Here is a 16,473-nt window from a genome sequence, read left to right as displayed (position 1 = left end):
CCAGACGACCACCGTCATCGCCCGCACATACGGCACCGTCGTGGTCGAAGCGCTCACTATCACGAACATGGTCAAGTCGGCCGGGGGAACCATCGGGGAGCCGGGGAAGAACGTCGCCCAGAAGTCTGGGCTGAACCGCTCCATCAGCGGGGAGGCATGGGGCCGGACGGTCACCATGCTGACGTACAAGACCGCCCAACTCGGCGGCACCCTGCACAAGGTCCCCGCCCCCGGCACCTCCAGGCGCTGCTCGGCGTGCGGCTTCACCACGCCCGGCAACCGGGAGAGCCAGGCCGTGTTCGTGTGCAAGAACCCGGACTGCGGTTGGTCGGGCAACGCCGACCACAACGCAGCCCGGAACGTCTTGCACCTGTACCGGATGGGCCTCGCGCTCATCCCGGCTGCCGGGAGGGCAGTCGTCAGGCGCGCGAAGCGCGTCGAGCCCGCTGCCGCAAGGTAAGCAGGAATCTCCCGGCTTCAGCCGGGAGAGCACTTCAACGGGGAACCGTCCGCCGCCTGCGCGCTTACCTGGGCCTGGTGTTCGGTGTCCTCGCCATCGTGCTGCTCGTGGCGCTCTCCTCCCGCAGCGGGACGATCAGCCGGCACCTCCAGGGGAGGGCCGGTGGCACACCGCGGCTCGGCTCGGCCCGCTGTTCGCTCGTGCCACCCCAAAGTCCGTGATTCCGTGGGAAATTGAGTCCGCGACAGATCCTGTGGAAAGGCCGGGAAGAGACCGACCGGAAAAGGATCTCGGCACGGGACAGCCGGCTCTGATGCCCTGGAAAACGATTAAGAAACACATAAATTCACAAGGTGTGGCAGGAATTGCGCGGGGCACACGGTGTCTCGGAGGTTGATAACTATGGTCCCCCTGCTTCTCGTACTGCTTCTCGCACTCCTTCTCTTCGGCGCCGGGTTCGCACTGAAGGCCCTGTGGGTCGTGGCGGTCATCGTGCTCGCCGTGTGGCTGCTGGGGTTCGTCCTGCGCTCCGCGGGTGCCGGGGGTAAGCGTGGCCGGTGGTATCGCTGGTGAATTCGGGGCGGGACATTCTCGTGATGCGCGAATTCTTGTGATGCGGGTGGGGCCGGAAACCGGGTTTTCGGCCCCACCCGCATGACAGGGCACATCCGGTGACCTGAAGAAGATCTCCCCGAATTTCCCGGCACCGCCCGACGGAGCCCTACGGAGCCCTACGGAGGAATTCTCCTCGGCGGCGGCGGCAGCAGCAGCGGTAGCGGCAGGGCGGCACGTCGAGAATGCGGCCACCGCTCCTCATCGCCTCGCTCACCCGACAGCCACTGCCGTGCCCCGGATTTCCGCACGGTGTCCCGTGCCGTCCCCGGTCCGAGTCGCTCGTCCGTGAGCCGTCGGCGCTCCGGACGAGCCGATGCCCGCCTGCCGGGGTCCGGGCGCGCCGCCCCGGCACTACTCTGCGTGCATCCCCACCCGTCATGCTCCGGGTGCGGCGCACGGGTTTGCGCCGCGATGGATGCTTGGGTCCATGGAGAGGTCCGCCCTGGACCCCGTGACGGTCGTGGGGCGTGCGCGGGGCAGGAAACATGCAGGTCATAGTGGGTACGGAGCGGAACTCATGCGGTTGACGATCTTCTGGCAGCGGATGGCTGACCACTTCGGTGCGGCGTATGCGGAATCCTTCGCGCGCGATCATGTGATGTCGGACCTGGGCGGCCGGACCGTGCACGAGGCGCTGGACGCCGGGTGGAGCGCCAAAGAGGTGTGGCGGGTGGTCTGCTCGGTGATGGACGTACCGCCCGAAAAGCGCTGATCACGCTCCGACTGAGGGCTCTGACCTGCGAGAAGACGATCCCGACGGCCGGGCGGCGCGGACGGGCGTCCGGGTCAGGACCTGGGATGCCGCCACTGTGCGCGACACTTGGCTCCGTGCCCGAGTCAGATGAGATCACCAGCAACGACGTCCCCTGCTCCGAGGACCGGTCCGAGGACCGATCCGAGGGCCGGCCGGATGCGCGGATGCCGCCCTGGCTGCCGCGCGCCATGGTGCTCGCGCTCGCTCTGGTGGCCTGCTTCCAGCTCGCCACCTGGGGATTCCACCAGCTGATCACCCTGCTCCTGAATGTGCTGATCGCGTTCTTCCTCGCACTGGCCGTCGAACCGGCCGTCGACTGGATGGCCGCCCGCGGCATGCGGCGCGGGCTGGCCACCGGCCTGGTCTTCGTGAGCATCCTCGTCGCCGCGGCCGGGTTCTTCGCGCTGCTGGGCTCCATGCTCGCCGGCCAGATCACCAACATGGTGGAGGAGTTCCCGCAGTATCTGGACTCCGTCATCAGCTGGATCAACAGCACCCTGCACACCCACCTCTCGCGGGTCGAGGTGCAGAACAATCTGCTGAAGTCCGACTGGCTGCAGAAGTACGTCCAGGACAGCGCCAACAACGTCCTGGCGGTCTCCGCCACGGTGCTGGGCAGCCTGTTCAACCTTCTGACGGTGGCACTGTTCTCGTTCTACTTCGCCGCCGACGGGCCCCGGCTGCGCCGCGCCCTGTGCTCCGTCCTCCCGCCGCGCCGCCAGACGGAGGTGCTGCGCGCCTGGGAGATCGCCGTCGCCAAGACCGGCGGCTACCTCTACTCCCGCGGTCTGATGGCGCTGATCTCCGGGCTCGCGCACTATGTCGTGCTGGAGATCCTGGGCGTGCCGTACGCCCCGGCGCTGGCCATATGGGTGGGGCTGGTCTCCCAGTTCATCCCGACCATCGGCACCTATCTCGCGGGTGCGCTGCCCATCCTGATCGCGTTCACCGTCGACCCCTGGTACGCCCTGTGGGTCTTCGGCTTCGTCGTGATCTACCAGCAGTTCGAGAACTACCTGCTGCAGCCGCGGATCACCGCCAAGACGGTGGACATCCATCCCGCCGTCGCCTTCGGCTCGGTCGTCGCCGGCACGGCCCTGATGGGCGCGGTGGGCGCGCTGATCGCCATTCCGGCGACGGCGACGCTGCAGGCGTTCCTCGGCGCCTACGTCAAGCGGTACGAGGTCACCGACGACCTGCGGGTCCACGGCAGGCGCAGGCGCGGCGCCAGAGTCCTGGCCCGCGTCCGGCGGACCCTGCACGCCGAGCAGCCGCCGGCCCCGCTGGAGGACCGGACGGCGGCCGACGGCGTCCAGGAGGACGGCCAGGGCGTCCGCTGACCCGTAGGCCCGTAGGCCCGCCGGGTCGTCGGCGACATGACCCGGCCCGGTTCCGGTGTCGCTTGACACCAAAATCGAACATCCATTCTCATGGGAGATCCGGCCTGTGTCCTCGGGCTTTTCGCGGAGTTATCCACAGGCCGGAGCCGGGTCCGGGCGCATTGTCAGTGGCAGGCGTTAGCGTCATGGACGTGAAGCGATCGACTCAAGCAAATCGGGTGGAACCCATGGCAGGCACCGACCGCGAGAAGGCACTGGACGCCGCACTCGCACAGATTGAACGGCAATTCGGCAAGGGCGCCGTGATGCGCATGGGGGAGCGGCCGAACGAACCCATCGAGGTCATCCCCACCGGCTCCACCGCGCTTGACGTCGCGCTCGGTGTCGGCGGCATCCCCCGCGGCCGCGTCGTCGAGGTCTACGGCCCGGAGTCCTCCGGTAAGACGACCCTGACCCTGCACGCCGTCGCGAATGCCCAGAAGGCCGGCGGCTCCGTCGCGTTCATCGACGCCGAGCACGCCCTCGACCCCGAGTACGCCAAGAAGCTCGGCGTGGACACCGACTCCCTGATCCTGTCCCAGCCGGACAACGGCGAGCAGGCCCTGGAGATCACGGACATGCTGGTCCGCTCCGGTGCGCTCGACCTCATCGTGATCGACTCCGTCGCCGCCCTGGTGCCGCGGGCCGAGATCGAGGGCGAGATGGGCGACTCCCATGTCGGTCTCCAGGCCCGGCTGATGAGCCAGGCACTGCGCAAGATCACCAGTGCGCTCAACCAGTCCAAGACCACCGCGATCTTCATCAACCAGCTGCGCGAGAAGATTGGCGTGATGTTCGGCTCGCCGGAGACCACGACCGGTGGCCGTGCCCTGAAGTTCTACGCCTCGGTGCGCCTCGACATCCGCCGCATCGAAACCCTCAAGGACGGCACGGACGCGGTCGGCAACCGCACCCGCGTCAAGGTCGTCAAGAACAAGGTCTCCCCGCCCTTCAAGCAGGCCGAGTTCGACATCCTCTACGGCCAGGGCATCAGCCGTGAGGGCGGTCTGATCGACATGGGTGTGGAGCACGGCTTCATCCGCAAGTCCGGCGCTTGGTACACCTACGAAGGCGACCAGCTCGGCCAGGGCAAGGAGAACGCCCGCAACTTCCTCAAGGACAACCCGGATCTCGCCAACGAGATCGAAAAGAAGATCAAGGAAAAGCTCGGTATCGGCGTGAAGCCGCAGGACCCGGCGGTGGAGCCCGGCGCGGATGCCGCGGTGGCGGCGGGCGACCCGGCGGTCGCAGCTCCGGCACCGGCGGCCAAGAGTGCCAAGGGTTCCAAGGCCGCCGCGGCCAAGAGCTAGCCCGTCATGACGCGGCGAACGGAATGGCCGGGCAGCGAGGACGACACCAGCAGCGCTGCCGGCGACGCCGAGACCCGTCAGGGCCGCAGAGGCCGTCATGGCCGGGAGAACGGCGGTGATCCCGACGCGTCGAGGGCCGAGCCGGAACCACCGCGTACGCCCGAGGAGCAGGCGCGGGCCATCTGCCTGCGTCTGCTCACCGGGAGCCCGCGTACGCGAGCGCAGCTCGGGGACGCGCTGCGCCGACGGGGTATCCCCGAGGAGGCCGCGGAGGAGGTGCTGTCCCGCTTCGAGGACGTCGGGCTGATCGACGACGCGGCCTTCGCCGACGCCTGGGTGGAGTCCCGTCACCATGGGCGCGGCCTGGCCCGCCGCGCCCTCGCCCGTGAGCTACGCACCAAGGGCGTGGACTCCGCCCTCATCGATGTGGCCGTCGGCCGCCTCGACTCCGAGCAGGAGGAGTCCACCGCCCGCGAGCTGGTCGACCGCAAACTGCGCTCCACCCGAGGTCTGGACCGCGACAAGCGGCTTCGCCGGCTGGCCGGAATGCTGGCCCGCAAGGGCTACCCGGAAGGCCTCGCTCTCCGCGTCGTCAGACAGGCCCTGGAAGAGGAAGGCGAGGACCCGGACCTTCTGGAGCAGCACTACCTGCCGGAGATATGAGGAGACGGGCCTCACGGCGGTAGAGGCAGCACACTGTGGCGTCGGCCAGGGCACCCTTGGCGTCGGCCGGGTGTCGTGACGGCGATGCCGGCCGCCGTGACGGTGAGGTCGGCTGCCGTGACGGCGGTGCCGGGTGCCGTGACGGTGAGGTCGGCTGCCGTGACGGCGGGGCCGGTAGCCGCGAGGGGGCCGGGCTCATGGGCAGGGCCGCGGGTCCTGGGGCGGATCCGGGCCTCACGCGGGCAGGCGAAGCAGCCGCCCCACCTCAGCCCCATCCCAACGCCCACCCCATCCCGCCTCCTCTCACCCCACCGCCAACCCCGCCTCCCGCCAAGCCTGGAAGCCGCCCTCCAGATCCGTTGCCCGGTGCAGGCCCAACTCGCGCAGGGAGAGCGCCGCGAGGCTCGATGCATAGCCCTCGTTGCAGACGACCACGACCGGCAGGGCGTGATGGGTCGCTTCCGGGGCGCGGTGTTCGCCCGTCGGGTCGAGCCGCCACTCCAGCTCATTGCGCTCGATGATCAGTGCGCCGGGGATGATGCCGTCGCGCTCCCTCAGCTCCGCATAGCGGATGTCCACCAGCAGTCCGCCGGACTCCTGGACGGCGGCGGCCTCCCGGGGGCCCACCCGGCGCCCCAGTTCACGCCGGGCCCGCGCCAGCAGCTCATCGATCGCGCTCATGTCCATTCCTCCGGCTGCTCGACCGCTTCGAGCCGCAGCATCGGTCCGCTGCGGCTGTAGCGGCGCATCAGCGGCAGCGGCGGGTAGTAGGCGTGCACCGACACCGCATGGGTCTCCTCGGAGAGGTTGAGCACCTGGTGCACATGGTGCGGGCCGAACGCCCGGCCGCGGCCGTTGCTGAGCCTGCGTTCCCGGTCCACGCCGTCGGCGAGTTCCAGGGTCTTCCAGCCCTCGGTGGGGAGTGCGGCGGTGAGCGACTGTTCCGTCAGCTCACCCGCGGCCGTCGCGAAGGCGCCGTGCGAGCCGCCGTGGTCGTGCCAGCCGGTGCCGGTGCCGGGCGGCCAGCCGATCAGCCATGCCTCGCTGCCGCCCGGCCCGTCCAGCCGGATCCACGTACGGCCTTCGGGATCGAGCGGGAGCGAGGTGATGAGCGCCCGGTCCGCGGCGGTGCGGTGAGCGAAGTCGAGGAGTTCGGAGGCGCTGGGTCCGCCGTCATGGCCGGTGGCATGCGGGCGCGCAGGGGTACGTACGTCGGGCACGGAAACCGTCCTGGGTGATCGCGAAGAGGCGCGGCTGCCGGACAGAGGCGGGCGGCCGCGCGGGGGAGGAGATGCGGATCAACAGGACGGACGACACATGCAGCCCGCATAGCGGAGCAGGTCGAGATGGACCCTCCGCCAGAATCGCGAGCTGTGATCAGTCATCCTCGGAGTGAAGCACGGACGTTCGCACAGGGTCAACAGCACGAGCCCCGCCCTGCCCGGCCCCGTCACCGTCCTGCCCGGCCCCATCCTGGCCGGCCCCGCCTTCCCCGGCTCCGCCTTCCCCGGCTCCGCCTTCCCCGGCTCCGCCTTCCCCGGCTCCGCCTTCCCCGGCCTCGCCGTCCCGGGACGCCGTGGAATCACCGGTCCCGCCGATCTCCCCGTTTCCCCCGGACACCCGGGCCCGGCCTGCCCCGGCCTCCCGCCCGCACGCCCCGCCCCGTACCGCGTCCGCGCAGGCGGCCATCTCGGCCGGGCGGACCCCGGACAGCGCGGTGACCAGATGGCCGTCCGGCCGTACGAGCAGCACGGTGTGGGCGGCCGCGCCCGGATAGGCCTCGGTGACCAGGATCTCGGCGGCCATCGGCAGCGCGTCGACCGCTTCGGCCAGCCGGGGCATCAGGCCCGCCGACTGCCAGTGCCGCCGGTCCCAGACGCCGGTGCCGGGCGCCACCAGCACCGCCAGCAGCCCCTTCCCGAGCCGGTCGCGCAGCTGCACCACCGACCCGTCGGACGCGGTCACCGGCACATCCGTGACGGCCGCACCGGGGAGCGTCTCGACGACGGGGCCCCCGGCTGCGGGCGCCGCCAGCGGGGTGCGGGTGTACACCGGCGGCGCGCCCAGCGGTCCGCGGCCCAGATGGCCGTCGGTCAGCAGGGTGCTGCGGCCGCGCACCGCACCCGGCAGCACGGTCCGCCAGCGGGCCGAGCGGCCGTCCCGCAGCAGCGGCAGCGCCTGGTCCGCGGCGCGCAGCCGGGCCGAGACCGCGCCCCGGCGCTCGGCCTGGTAGCTGTCGAGCAGCACCTCGGAGGCGCCGTGGTGCCAGGCCAGACCCAGCTTCCAGGCGAGGTTCTCGGCGTCCCGCAGCCCCTCGTCCAGACCCTGGGTGCCGAGTGCGCCCAGCAGATGGGCGGCGTCCCCGGCGAGGAAGGCGCGGCCCTCCCGCCAGCAGCGGGCCAGCCGGTGGTGGACGGTGTGCACGCCGGTGTCGAGGAGTTCGTACGGGGGGACCAGCCGGCCGTGGCCGCGTCCCCGTGCGGGCGCCCCGCCGTCCGTGCCGCCCTCGCCGGCCGTGTCCGCCGGGGATTCGGTGGTCCAGCCGGCGAGGGAGTCGCGGATCCGGGCGACCAGGGCGTCCGGAGTGACGAGTTCGCGCCCCGGCGGCAGCAGCCAGTCCAGCCGCCAGAGGCCCTCGGCCAGCGGACGGGCCGAGACCTCGTTGCCCGGTCCGCCGCCGTGCCGGGGCGGCGAGCGGTGCAGCAGCGCCTCGCCGGGCCAGGGCAGCTCGCAGCGCAGCGCCGCCACCGCATGCCGTTCGACGGCCGTACGGCCCGGGAAACGGATGTCCAGCAGCTTGCGGACCGTCGAGCGCGGGCCGTCGCAGCCGATGAGGTAACTCCCGCGCCACCACGTCCCGTTGGGCCCGCGTGTCTGGGCGCTGACGCCGTGCTCGTCCTGTTCGAGGCCGGCGAGCCGGCTGCCGGTGACGATCTCGGCGAGCTTCTCGTGGGCGAGTGCGGCGCGCAGGGCGCGGGTGAGCGCATGCTGCGGGAGGTGAACCGGTGACACGGTGGCGGGGGAGTCCGCGCCGTCCGGGGTCCGCGGGGCGAAGGCGACGCGTTCCACCAGACGCCGGCGGCGCATGATGCGCCAGGCCGTCCAGCGGGTGCCGGCGCTCTCCAGGGTGCCGGCGCAGCCGAGCCGGCCGACGAAGGCGGCGGTGTCCTGGCGGAGCACGGCGGTGCGGGCGGGCCGGGTGTCCTCCTGGCCGGTGGTCTCGTCGAGGACGACGCAGGGCACGCCGAGGCGGGTGAGGGCGAGCGAGAGGGAGAGGCCGACCGGGCCGGCCCCGACGACGATCACCGGGTCCACGGCGCAGCTCCCCGGGGCCGCTGGTACGTACGGGACAGGCGGAAACTGGCAGTTGGAGCCCGGTGCGTGATCACACAGCGTATGCAACCCACTGCGGCCGCTCGCGTCAAGTGACGGAGGCGGTGGCGACGGCGCCACCGCCTCCGGACGGTCTCCTCCCGGCCGCGCCACGGCCGTCGTGCCGTCAGGGCCGCGCGGGGCCGCAGGGACGGGAACGCCACAGGGGACGGGGAACGGCGCGGGGACGGGGAGCGGCGCAGGGGCGGGAACTCAGTCCCGCCGGGCCGCCGGCTTGTCCGGTACCGCGTCGGCCACCTCCATCGCGTCGCCGGCCGCCACCGGCTCGCCGGCCGCGGCCGGCTTGATGCCGGTCCTGGCCCGGCTGCCGCGCCGCTCGATCCAGTTGGCGAGGGAGGACAGCGCCAGGCACATCGCGACATAGATGGCGCCGGTCACGATGATGAACGGCACATAGGTGTCATTGCCGTTGACGAGGATGTTGGTGCTCATCTGGCGGGCGGTGAAGAGCAGTTCCTCGAAGGTGATGATGTAGCCGAGGGAGGTGTCCTTCAGGGTCACCACGAGCTGGCTGATGATCGTCGGCAGCATCGCCCGGACGGCCTGTGGGAGCAGCACCGTCGTCATGACCTGGGTCTTGGTCATACCGAGTGCGTAGGCGGCCTCGCGCTGCCCCGCGGGGACGGAGTTGACGCCGGCCCGGAGCACCTCGGCCTGGACCGACCCGTTGTAGACCGTCAGGCCGATGACCAGCGCCCAGAACTGCGGCCCGTTTTCGCCGAGGCCGAGGCTCTCGCGGTTGGTCAGGAGCGTCACCCACAGCGCATAGATCGTGATCAGCAGCGGGACGGCGCGGAAGAGCTCGATGAAACCGGTCGCCAGCCAGCGGACCGGCTTGTGGTCCGACAGCCGCGCCACCGCGAGCAGCACGCCCAGGACCAGCGACAGCACCGCCGCGACCGCGAAGACCTGAAGTGTCGTCAGAACGCCGTCACGGATGTTGGTCCGCACTCCGGCGTTGTTGAAGATGTTCCACACCTCGGGTTCGAGCTGGCCCTTGGTGTTGAGCCGGACCACGGCGAACACCAGCAGTCCCAGCACCGCGAGCACACCGCCGACGCTGTAGATGCGGTTGCGTGTCCTGGCCTTCGGCCCGGGTACGTCGTAGAGAACGCTGGCACCGCTCATGCCCTTACCTCACTAGTTTCCGCCCCGCCTGCGCGCGGCACCCACGTCGTCCCGTCCGGCCTCCCGCATCCGTTCACCGCACGACCCCCATCCGGCGCTCCAGCACCCGGAAGGCGCCGCTGATGGCGAAGGTGATGACGAGGTAGGCGAGCGCCGTCCACAGGAAGATCCAGGCGATCGCGTACCCCTTGTCATTGAGCAGCTTGGAGACGTTGAACAGCTCGCCGAAGCCGAACGCCCCGGCGATCGCGGAGTTCTTCGTCAGCGCGATGAAGATGCTGCTGAGCGGCGCCAGTACGGTGCGCGTGGCCTGCGGGAGCACTATCTGGCGCAGCGTCTGGGAGAACGTCATGCCGATGCTGCGCGCCGCCTCCGCCTGGCCGAGCGGCACGGTGTTGATACCGGAGCGCACCGCCTCGCAGACGAAGGAGGAGGTGTAGAAGCCGAGGGCCAGGGTGGCCAGGACGTACGGGCTGGCGCCGCGGAACAGCACCTGCGGGACGACGAAGAACGCGACCAGGAAGAGCAGCGTCAGCGGGGTGTTGCGCAGCACCGTGACCCAGGCCGTGCCGAAGGCGCGCAGCGGCGGGACCGGAGACACGCGGAAGCCGGCTATGGCAACGCCGAGGACCAGCGCGAGCAGCGCGCTGGACGCGGTGATCGCCAGGGTTCCGAGGAACCCGTCCCGGAACTCGGGCAGATAATCGAGGAGTACGTTCATGGGGTCTCCGCGGTAGCGGTCGGGTCGACAGCGGGAAGAGGAGCAAAGAGGGGCGGGGCGCGGAAGACACCGCGCCCCGCACACCCGCCGCGGCGGGCGTACGGGGCGGCGCGGTCCGGTGCGTGCGCGGGTGCCTCAGTAGCGCGGAAGCGGGGTCTCCGGGGCGACGTAGGACGAACCCGACTTGCCGAGCGTGCCCTTGTACGCCTTCTCGTAGTCGCCGTTCTTGATGTGGTTCTCCAGCGCCGTGGTGATGGCGTCGCGCAGGGCCTTGTCGTCCTTGCGCATACCGACGCCGTAGGGCTCCTTGGTGAACGGCTTGCCGACGACCCGGAGCTGGGAGGGACGCTGGGCGGCGTAGCCCTTGAGGATCGCGTCGTCGGTGGTGACCGCGTCCACCTGGCCGTCGACGAGGTTCTTCACGCAGTCCGAGTACTTCGACTGCTCGCTGGTCTGCGCGCCGTACTTCGGCTTCTTGATCTCCTGCAGCGGAGTCGAGCCGACGATCGAGCAGACCTTCTTGCCCTTGAGGGTCTCCGGGCCGGTGATGGCCTTGTCGTCCTTGCGCACCAGGAGGTCCGCGCCGGCGGTGTAGTACGGGCCCGCGAAGCCGACCTGCTTCTTGCGCTCGTCGTTGATCGTGTAGGTGCCGACGTAGTAGTCGACCTGGCCGTGGGAGATGGTGGTCTCACGGACATTGGAGTCGATCGTCTTGAACTCGATCTGCTTCTCGGAGAAGCCCAGGTCGGCGGCGACCATCTTGGCGATCTCGATGTCGAAGCCGGAGTACTTGCCGGCGGTGTCCTTGAAGCCCAGGAACGGCTGGTCGGCCTTCACGCCGATGACGAGCTTCTTGGCCTTCTGGGCCTTCTTCAGCACCGGGGAGTCGATCTTCGGCGCCGTGGCGACCTTGTAGGTGTGGCTGTAGACCTCGCCGCCGGCCGGCTTGTCGCCCGCCGTACCCGAGTCGCCGCCGCACGCCGTAGCCGTCGCCGCGAGTGCGAGCACCACCGCACCGGCCGAGGCCGTCTTACGCATCCTCATGGTGAACATCCTTTGGTTCAGCAAGTGTGGGCAAGGGTCGTGGCCCGACTACGGCCTCAGTGATGGAGGATCTTCGACAGGAAGTCCTTGGCGCGGTCGCTGCGCGGGTTGTTGAAGAACTGGTTCGGCTCCGCTTCTTCGATGATGCGGCCGTCCGCCATGAAGACGACCCGGTTCGCTGCGGAGCGCGCGAACCCCATCTCATGGGTGACCACGATCATCGTCATGCCGTCCCGGGCGAGCTGCTGCATCACGTCCAGCACCTCGTTGATCATCTCCGGGTCCAGCGCGGAGGTCGGCTCGTCGAACAGCATCACCTTCGGGTCCATCGCCAGCGCACGGGCGATCGCCACCCGCTGCTGCTGACCACCGGAGAGCTGCGCGGGGTACTTGTCCGCCTGGGTGCCGACGCCGACCCGGTCGAGCAGTGCGCGGGCCTTCTGCATGGCGGCGGCCTTGTCCGTCCCGCGGACCTTGGTCTGCCCCAGCATCACGTTCTCCAGCACCGTCTTGTGTGCGAAGAGGTTGAAGGACTGGAAGACCATGCCCACGTCGGCGCGCAGCCGGGCCAGCTCCCGTCCCTCCTGCGGCAACGGCTTCCCGTCGATCGTGATGCTGCCGCTGTCGATGGTCTCCAGGCGGTTGATCGTGCGGCAGAGCGTCGACTTGCCCGAGCCCGAGGGCCCGATCACGACGACGACCTCGCCGCGGTGGATCGTCAGGTCGATGTCCTGGAGCACGTGCAGCGCGCCGAAGTGCTTGTTCACGTTGTCCAGCACGACCAGCTGGTCCCCTGCCGGCGCGGGACCCTCGGCGTTCTTGGTCACCGATACTTCGCTCATCGGCGTGTAGCTCCGTCCTCCTCGGTTGGGAGGACCTTAATGACGCCCTGCGACCAGCGTCATCAGTTCTGAGGGGAACTTGAGGATAACGATCCGGCCGCTGACGGACACTCTGTGTGGAGCGGGGTGGACGGCTGCGGGCGGTGACGCGGTACCGCGGGCGTACCGGCTGGGTAACGGATGGCAGCCAGGAGGTGGCCTCCTCTTGACGCGCACACCGCCCATCACCGTAGATGCCCTGTGGCCCGTACACACGCACCCGGGGAGGTGGACCGATGAGACTGCTGCTCGTCGAGGACGACGATCATGTCGCCGCGGCCCTGTCCGCGGTGCTCGCCAAGCACGGTCTGTCCGTCGTGCACGCACGCAACGGCGAGGAGGCGCTCAAGGCCCTGCTGCCCGACCACGCGGAGCCGTTCGCGGTGGTGCTGCTCGATCTCGGGCTGCCCGACCAGGACGGCTTCGAGGTGTGCGGCCGGATCCGCAAGATCTGCGCCACCCCCGTCATCATGGTCACCGCGCGCGCCGACGTGCGCTCCCGTATCCACGGCCTCAACCTCGGCGCGGACGACTATGTCGTCAAGCCGTACGACACCGGCGAGCTGCTGGCCCGTATTCACGCGGTGAGCCGGCGTAACGCACCCGGCGGCGAGCAGCCGGCCGACGAGCCCGGCGCGGACGACGCGCTCCGCCTGGGCGCGGTCACCGTCGAACTCCCCACCCGCCAGGTGTCCGTGGACGGCGCCCCGGTCCCGCTCACCCGCAAGGAGTTCGACCTGCTCGCGCTGCTCGCCCAGCGTCCCGGCGTGGTCTTCCGCCGGGAACAGATCATCAGCGAGGTGTGGCGGACGAGTTGGGAGGGCACCGGCCGGACCCTGGAGGTGCACATCGCCTCGCTCCGCGCCAAGCTGCGGATGCCGGCCCTGATCGAGACGGTGCGCGGCGTCGGCTACCGCCTGGTCGCCCCGGCCGCCGGCGCGGGGCCGCGGCCACCGGCCTCCCCGGCCTCCTGAAGGCCGCCGCGACCAGGTGCGCACCCGACTCCTCCCGCTCCTCATCGTCCTCATGGCCGGTGTGCTGCTCGCGCTCGGCATCCCGCTGGGCGTCATCACGGCGGGTGTGGAACAGCAGCGGGTGGTCGTCGACCGGATCGACGATGCCGCCCGCTTCGCCTCCCTCGCCCAGTTCGTCACCGCCCGCCCCGCCACGGACGCCCACAGCAAGACCCCCGAGGAGGACGAGCGGCGCGCCACCCTGCGCACCGAACTCGCCCGCTACTACGGCCTCTACGGGATTCGTGCCGGCGTCTTCTACCGCGATCACACCCCGATGGCCGCCGCTCCGGCCACCATGCCGGTGCCCCGCGACGGCGAGGGCGCGCAGGCCTTCAGCGAGGCGCTGGCCGGCCGGCGCAGCCACGACCCGCGCCAGATCTGGCCCTGGGACGACACCGGACGCATCCCGGTCGCCTCACCGGTGATCCGCGACGGCGATGTGGTCGCCGTCGTCATGACCGACTCGCCCACCGGGCAGATGCGTGCCCATGTCCTGCACGGCTGGCTGCTGATCGCGGCCGGTGAGTGCGCGGCCATGCTCGTCGCCGTCGCCGCGGCCTTCCGCCTCACCGGCTGGGTGCTGCGGCCGGTACGGGTCCTCGACGCGGCCAGCCACGACATCGCCACCGGCCGGATGAATGCCCGCGTCGCGGCCACCGCGGGGCCGCCCGAACTGCGCCGGCTGGCCCGCTCGTTCAACGAGATGGCCGACAACGTCGAAGACGTCCTGGAACAGCAGCGCGCCTTTGTCGCCGACGCCTCCCACCAGCTGCGCAACCCCCTGTCCGCGCTGCTGCTGCGCATCGAGCTGCTGGCCCTCGAACTCCCCGACGGCAATGCGGAGATCGCCTCGGTCCGTACGGAGGGCAAGCGGCTGGCCCGTGTCCTGGACGATCTGCTCGACCTCGCGCTCGCCGAACACACCGCCGCCGACCTCCAGCTGACCGATGTCGCGGCGCTGGCGGCCGAACGCGTCGACTCCTGGCGCCCGCTGGCCGACGACAAGGGCGTCCTCCTCACGTACGAGGGGCAGCGGGCCGTCACCGGCTGGGCCGACCCGGTGGCGCTGTCCAGTGCCCTGGACGCCGTCGTCGACAACGCCCTGAAGTTCACCCCGGAGAGCCGGCCGGTCACTGTCGGGGTCGCGCCGGAGGGCGAGCGCGTCCATGTCACCGTCGCCGACCGCGGCCCCGGCCTGACCGACGACGAACTCGCCCGGGTCGGTGACCGCTTCTGGCGCAGCAGCCGCCATCAGAACGTCTCCGGCTCCGGGCTCGGCCTGTCGATCACCCGCGCTCTGCTCACCGCGGGCGGCGCCACCATCGACTACGCTCCGCATCCGCCGCACGGGCTGAAGGTCACCGTCACCGTGCCGCGCACCGGGCCGTGAGGGGCGGCTCGCGGGGATGTACGGCACCCCGGTCGGCTGTGCTACCGTGAACGGCGTTGCAGTTGTGGTACCCATGATGAACTTTGTGCGCGCCCGGAGGCTGGTAGCCCCGGGCGTTCCTTGTTTTCCGGACCTGTTCCGGTATGGGGCAATCATCTCGGCGACAAGGAGGCCGCGCAGTGTGGTCTCCGGTTTGCCCCATGAAGGAGAAAAACATGGCTTCCGGCACCGTCAAGTGGTTCAACTCGGAAAAGGGCTTCGGCTTCATCGAGCAGGACGGCGGCGGCCCCGACGTCTTCGCCCACTACTCGAACATCGCCGCCCAGGGCTTCCGTGAGCTCCTCGAGGGCCAGAAGGTCACCTTCGACGTGACCCAGGGCCCGAAGGGCCCGCAGGCGGAGAACATCGTCGCCGCCTGACGCCTCTCGCGTCCCGTGACCGGGGCCCGCACCGGCCGGTCCGGTGCGGGCCCCGGTCCGTGCGCGGACCGGGGCCCGCGGAGGCAGATCAGAGGTGGGCTCACGGCTTCTGGGACACGTAATACCGCCGGGCACCCTCGTGCAGTTCCAGCGGGTCGGTGAACACCGCCGTCCGCAGATCCACCTTCTGTGCGGCATGCACCTGGCGCCCGATCCCGTCCCGGCTGTCGATGACCGTACGCGTGATGCCCTGGGTCATCGCCGCGTCCTCGCGGTCCGTGGTCACCAGCAGATTCGCCACCGCAATCGTCTTCACCGCCTGCCCGTTCTGGGCCAGGGGGTAGGCGTCGGCGGGCATCACCGCCGCACGGTAGTAGCGGGTGCGCTCGCCCTGCCGGTGCAGCGCCGGGCCCAGATCGCCGAGCTGGACCAGCCGCACCGGGAACCGCTGTGCCAGCCGCTGCACCGCCGTCGTCGGCAGCCCGCCGGACCAGAAGAAAGCGTCCAGCTTGTGCTGCTCCAGCAGCTTGGGCATCTTGTCGATGCCGACCCGCACCGGCTCGATGTCCTTGTCGAAGTCCAGCCCGGCCGCCTCCAGCAACCGCCGAGTGATCAGCTGTACGCCGGAGCCGTCGGCACCGACGCCCACCCGCAGCCGCCGCAGATCCTTCGTCGAACGCACCGTGGACCTCTTCGGCACCACCAGTTGCATGTAGTCGTCGTACAGCCGCGCACACGCCCGCAGCCGGTCCGCGTCCGGCTCGCCGCTGACCTGGTACGCGGCGACCGCGTCCGCCGTCGCAATGGTGAACTCCGCGCGCCCGGCCACCAGTTGGCGCAGATTGTCGACGGAGCCCTCGCTGCGGGCCAGCCGCAGATCCACCTCCGGCATGGCGTGGGCCAGATCCTGCTTCAGCAGCTCCCCGTAGCGTGCGTAGACGCCGGTCGGCACCCCCGTCGCCAGCGTCACCTGCCCGTGCGGCGAGGGCTCACCGTTCATCGCCGGCAGCCACCACAGCACCGGACCGAGGACGACCAGTGCCGCGACCGCCGCCCGGAAGGCCCGGCGGCCGGTGCGGGAGAGTGCTGTGACCATGGGCGGGATCCTGCCAGCAGCGCGGCGGGAAAGGGAGGGGCAGGAACCCCTTTGCGATCCGGCCCCGGCCCGGCCGGGCCGTCCCGCTGTCCGCCCGCCCTATGCAGATGGCGCCTCGCGTAGCACGATCGGTTGGAGAGGGCCGTTCCCTCTCCATGTCCCGACGCAGCGGGGACCTGGCACGTCCCCCACCGCGTGCCACCC

18 protein-coding genes are annotated in these 16,473 nt (G+C 70.5%); 9 read left to right on the top strand and 9 right to left on the bottom strand.

Features of this window, described 5'->3' with window-relative positions:
* From ACWGJY_RS14145 to recX, 6 genes are all read left to right on the top strand, one after another.
* Positions 1–460, top strand: a 460-nt coding sequence (locus ACWGJY_RS14145) for an RNA-guided endonuclease InsQ/TnpB family protein (protein WP_453261063.1), incomplete at its 5' end; no start/stop codon positions are given.
* Between the two features lie 402 nt (positions 461–862).
* Positions 863–1,033: a hypothetical protein gene (locus tag ACWGJY_RS14140; RefSeq protein ID WP_006607051.1), complete on the top strand. Its 171-nt coding sequence runs from the start codon at positions 863–865 to the stop codon at positions 1,031–1,033.
* Between the two features lie 559 nt (positions 1,034–1,592).
* A complete protein-coding gene (locus ACWGJY_RS14135) occupies positions 1,593–1,787 on the top strand; it encodes a DUF3046 domain-containing protein (protein ID WP_453261062.1) in 195 nt (64 codons plus the stop codon).
* Between the two features lie 116 nt (positions 1,788–1,903).
* Positions 1,904–3,169, top strand: a complete 1,266-nt coding sequence (locus ACWGJY_RS14130; protein ID WP_453261061.1) for an AI-2E family transporter — start codon at positions 1,904–1,906, stop codon at positions 3,167–3,169.
* A gap of 227 nt (positions 3,170–3,396) precedes the next feature.
* Positions 3,397–4,518 (top strand): recombinase RecA, encoded by a 1,122-nt coding sequence (gene recA, locus ACWGJY_RS14125; protein WP_453261060.1) that lies wholly within the window; start codon positions 3,397–3,399, stop codon positions 4,516–4,518.
* A 6-nt stretch (positions 4,519–4,524) separates the two neighbouring features.
* On the top strand, positions 4,525–5,181 hold the full coding sequence (recX, locus tag ACWGJY_RS14120; RefSeq protein ID WP_453261059.1) for a recombination regulator RecX: 657 nt from the start codon (positions 4,525–4,527) through the stop codon (positions 5,179–5,181).
* Between the two features lie 303 nt (positions 5,182–5,484).
* Here recX and ACWGJY_RS14115 read toward each other — a convergent pair whose 3' ends face one another.
* From ACWGJY_RS14115 to ACWGJY_RS14080, 8 genes are all read right to left on the bottom strand, one after another.
* Positions 5,485–5,862 carry a rhodanese-like domain-containing protein gene (locus ACWGJY_RS14115; RefSeq protein WP_453261058.1) on the bottom strand — a complete coding sequence of 126 codons (378 nt, stop codon included), beginning with the start codon at positions 5,860–5,862 and terminating at the stop codon, positions 5,485–5,487.
* The gene (locus ACWGJY_RS14110; RefSeq protein ID WP_453261057.1) at positions 5,859–6,401 is read right to left on the bottom strand and encodes a cysteine dioxygenase; all 543 of its coding nucleotides are present in this window, start codon (positions 6,399–6,401) and stop codon (positions 5,859–5,861) included. Before ACWGJY_RS14110 ends, ACWGJY_RS14115 begins: the two co-directional genes overlap by 4 nt.
* 78 nt (positions 6,402–6,479) lie before the next feature.
* Positions 6,480–6,566 carry a putative leader peptide gene (locus tag ACWGJY_RS14105; RefSeq protein ID WP_311624691.1) on the bottom strand — a complete coding sequence of 29 codons (87 nt, stop codon included), beginning with the start codon at positions 6,564–6,566 and terminating at the stop codon, positions 6,480–6,482.
* The gene (locus ACWGJY_RS14100; protein WP_453261056.1) at positions 6,559–8,496 is read right to left on the bottom strand and encodes an FAD-dependent monooxygenase; all 1,938 of its coding nucleotides are present in this window, start codon (positions 8,494–8,496) and stop codon (positions 6,559–6,561) included. Before ACWGJY_RS14100 ends, ACWGJY_RS14105 begins: the two co-directional genes overlap by 8 nt.
* A 270-nt stretch (positions 8,497–8,766) precedes the next feature.
* The gene (locus ACWGJY_RS14095; protein WP_453261055.1) at positions 8,767–9,702 is read right to left on the bottom strand and encodes an amino acid ABC transporter permease; all 936 of its coding nucleotides are present in this window, start codon (positions 9,700–9,702) and stop codon (positions 8,767–8,769) included.
* A 73-nt stretch (positions 9,703–9,775) separates the two neighbouring features.
* Positions 9,776–10,423, bottom strand: coding sequence for an amino acid ABC transporter permease (locus tag ACWGJY_RS14090; RefSeq protein ID WP_453261054.1), 648 nt, complete (start codon positions 10,421–10,423; stop codon positions 9,776–9,778).
* 135 nt (positions 10,424–10,558) lie between these two features.
* On the bottom strand, positions 10,559–11,467 hold the full coding sequence (locus ACWGJY_RS14085; RefSeq protein ID WP_453261053.1) for a glutamate ABC transporter substrate-binding protein: 909 nt from the start codon (positions 11,465–11,467) through the stop codon (positions 10,559–10,561).
* A gap of 56 nt (positions 11,468–11,523) precedes the next feature.
* Positions 11,524–12,309 (bottom strand): amino acid ABC transporter ATP-binding protein, encoded by a 786-nt coding sequence (locus tag ACWGJY_RS14080; protein ID WP_453261052.1) that lies wholly within the window; start codon positions 12,307–12,309, stop codon positions 11,524–11,526.
* A gap of 275 nt (positions 12,310–12,584) precedes the next feature.
* Between ACWGJY_RS14080 and ACWGJY_RS14075 the strand changes: the two genes are divergently transcribed.
* The 3 genes from ACWGJY_RS14075 to ACWGJY_RS14065 all read left to right on the top strand — a co-directional run bounded on the left by ACWGJY_RS14075 (position 12,585) and on the right by ACWGJY_RS14065 (position 15,173).
* Positions 12,585–13,322, top strand: a complete 738-nt coding sequence (locus ACWGJY_RS14075; protein ID WP_453261051.1) for a response regulator transcription factor — start codon at positions 12,585–12,587, stop codon at positions 13,320–13,322.
* A 16-nt stretch (positions 13,323–13,338) separates the two neighbouring features.
* Positions 13,339–14,754, top strand: coding sequence for a sensor histidine kinase (locus ACWGJY_RS14070; RefSeq protein ID WP_453261050.1), 1,416 nt, complete (start codon positions 13,339–13,341; stop codon positions 14,752–14,754).
* A 215-nt stretch (positions 14,755–14,969) separates the two neighbouring features.
* Complete coding sequence (locus tag ACWGJY_RS14065; protein ID WP_006602702.1) at positions 14,970–15,173, top strand: cold-shock protein; 204 nt, start codon at positions 14,970–14,972, stop codon at positions 15,171–15,173.
* Positions 15,174–15,273: 100 nt separating this feature from the next.
* Here the strand turns inward: ACWGJY_RS14065 and ACWGJY_RS14060 are convergent, their stop codons facing one another.
* Entirely contained in the window at positions 15,274–16,269 is a 996-nt protein-coding gene (locus ACWGJY_RS14060) for a TAXI family TRAP transporter solute-binding subunit (protein WP_453261049.1), read from the bottom strand.
* Positions 16,270–16,473: the final 204 nt, after the last annotated feature.

It is taken from the genome of Streptomyces sp. NPDC054765 (genome assembly GCF_053612065.1).
This window is presented reverse-complemented; position numbering and strand designations above follow the sequence as displayed.

Excerpts from the sequence above, each read along its gene's own strand:
- ACWGJY_RS14080 (WP_453261052.1), bottom strand. The coding sequence starts at position 12,309 with ATGAGCGAAGTATCGGTGACCAAGAACGCCGAGGGTCCCGCGCCGGCA.
- ACWGJY_RS14135 (WP_453261062.1), top strand. The coding sequence starts at position 1,593 with ATGCGGTTGACGATCTTCTGGCAGCGGATGGCTGACCACTTCGGTGCG.
- ACWGJY_RS14095 (WP_453261055.1), bottom strand. The coding sequence starts at position 9,702 with ATGAGCGGTGCCAGCGTTCTCTACGACGTACCCGGGCCGAAGGCCAGG.
- ACWGJY_RS14085 (WP_453261053.1), bottom strand. The coding sequence starts at position 11,467 with ATGAGGATGCGTAAGACGGCCTCGGCCGGTGCGGTGGTGCTCGCACTC.
- recX (WP_453261059.1), top strand. The coding sequence starts at position 4,525 with ATGACGCGGCGAACGGAATGGCCGGGCAGCGAGGACGACACCAGCAGC.
- ACWGJY_RS14075 (WP_453261051.1), top strand. The coding sequence starts at position 12,585 with ATGAGACTGCTGCTCGTCGAGGACGACGATCATGTCGCCGCGGCCCTG.
- ACWGJY_RS14060 (WP_453261049.1), bottom strand. The coding sequence starts at position 16,269 with ATGGTCACAGCACTCTCCCGCACCGGCCGCCGGGCCTTCCGGGCGGCG.
- ACWGJY_RS14090 (WP_453261054.1), bottom strand. The coding sequence starts at position 10,423 with ATGAACGTACTCCTCGATTATCTGCCCGAGTTCCGGGACGGGTTCCTC.
- ACWGJY_RS14115 (WP_453261058.1), bottom strand. The coding sequence starts at position 5,862 with ATGAGCGCGATCGATGAGCTGCTGGCGCGGGCCCGGCGTGAACTGGGG.
- ACWGJY_RS14105 (WP_311624691.1), bottom strand. The coding sequence starts at position 6,566 with ATGACTGATCACAGCTCGCGATTCTGGCGGAGGGTCCATCTCGACCTG.
- ACWGJY_RS14140 (WP_006607051.1), top strand. The coding sequence starts at position 863 with ATGGTCCCCCTGCTTCTCGTACTGCTTCTCGCACTCCTTCTCTTCGGC.
- ACWGJY_RS14065 (WP_006602702.1), top strand. The coding sequence starts at position 14,970 with ATGGCTTCCGGCACCGTCAAGTGGTTCAACTCGGAAAAGGGCTTCGGC.
- recA (WP_453261060.1), top strand. The coding sequence starts at position 3,397 with ATGGCAGGCACCGACCGCGAGAAGGCACTGGACGCCGCACTCGCACAG.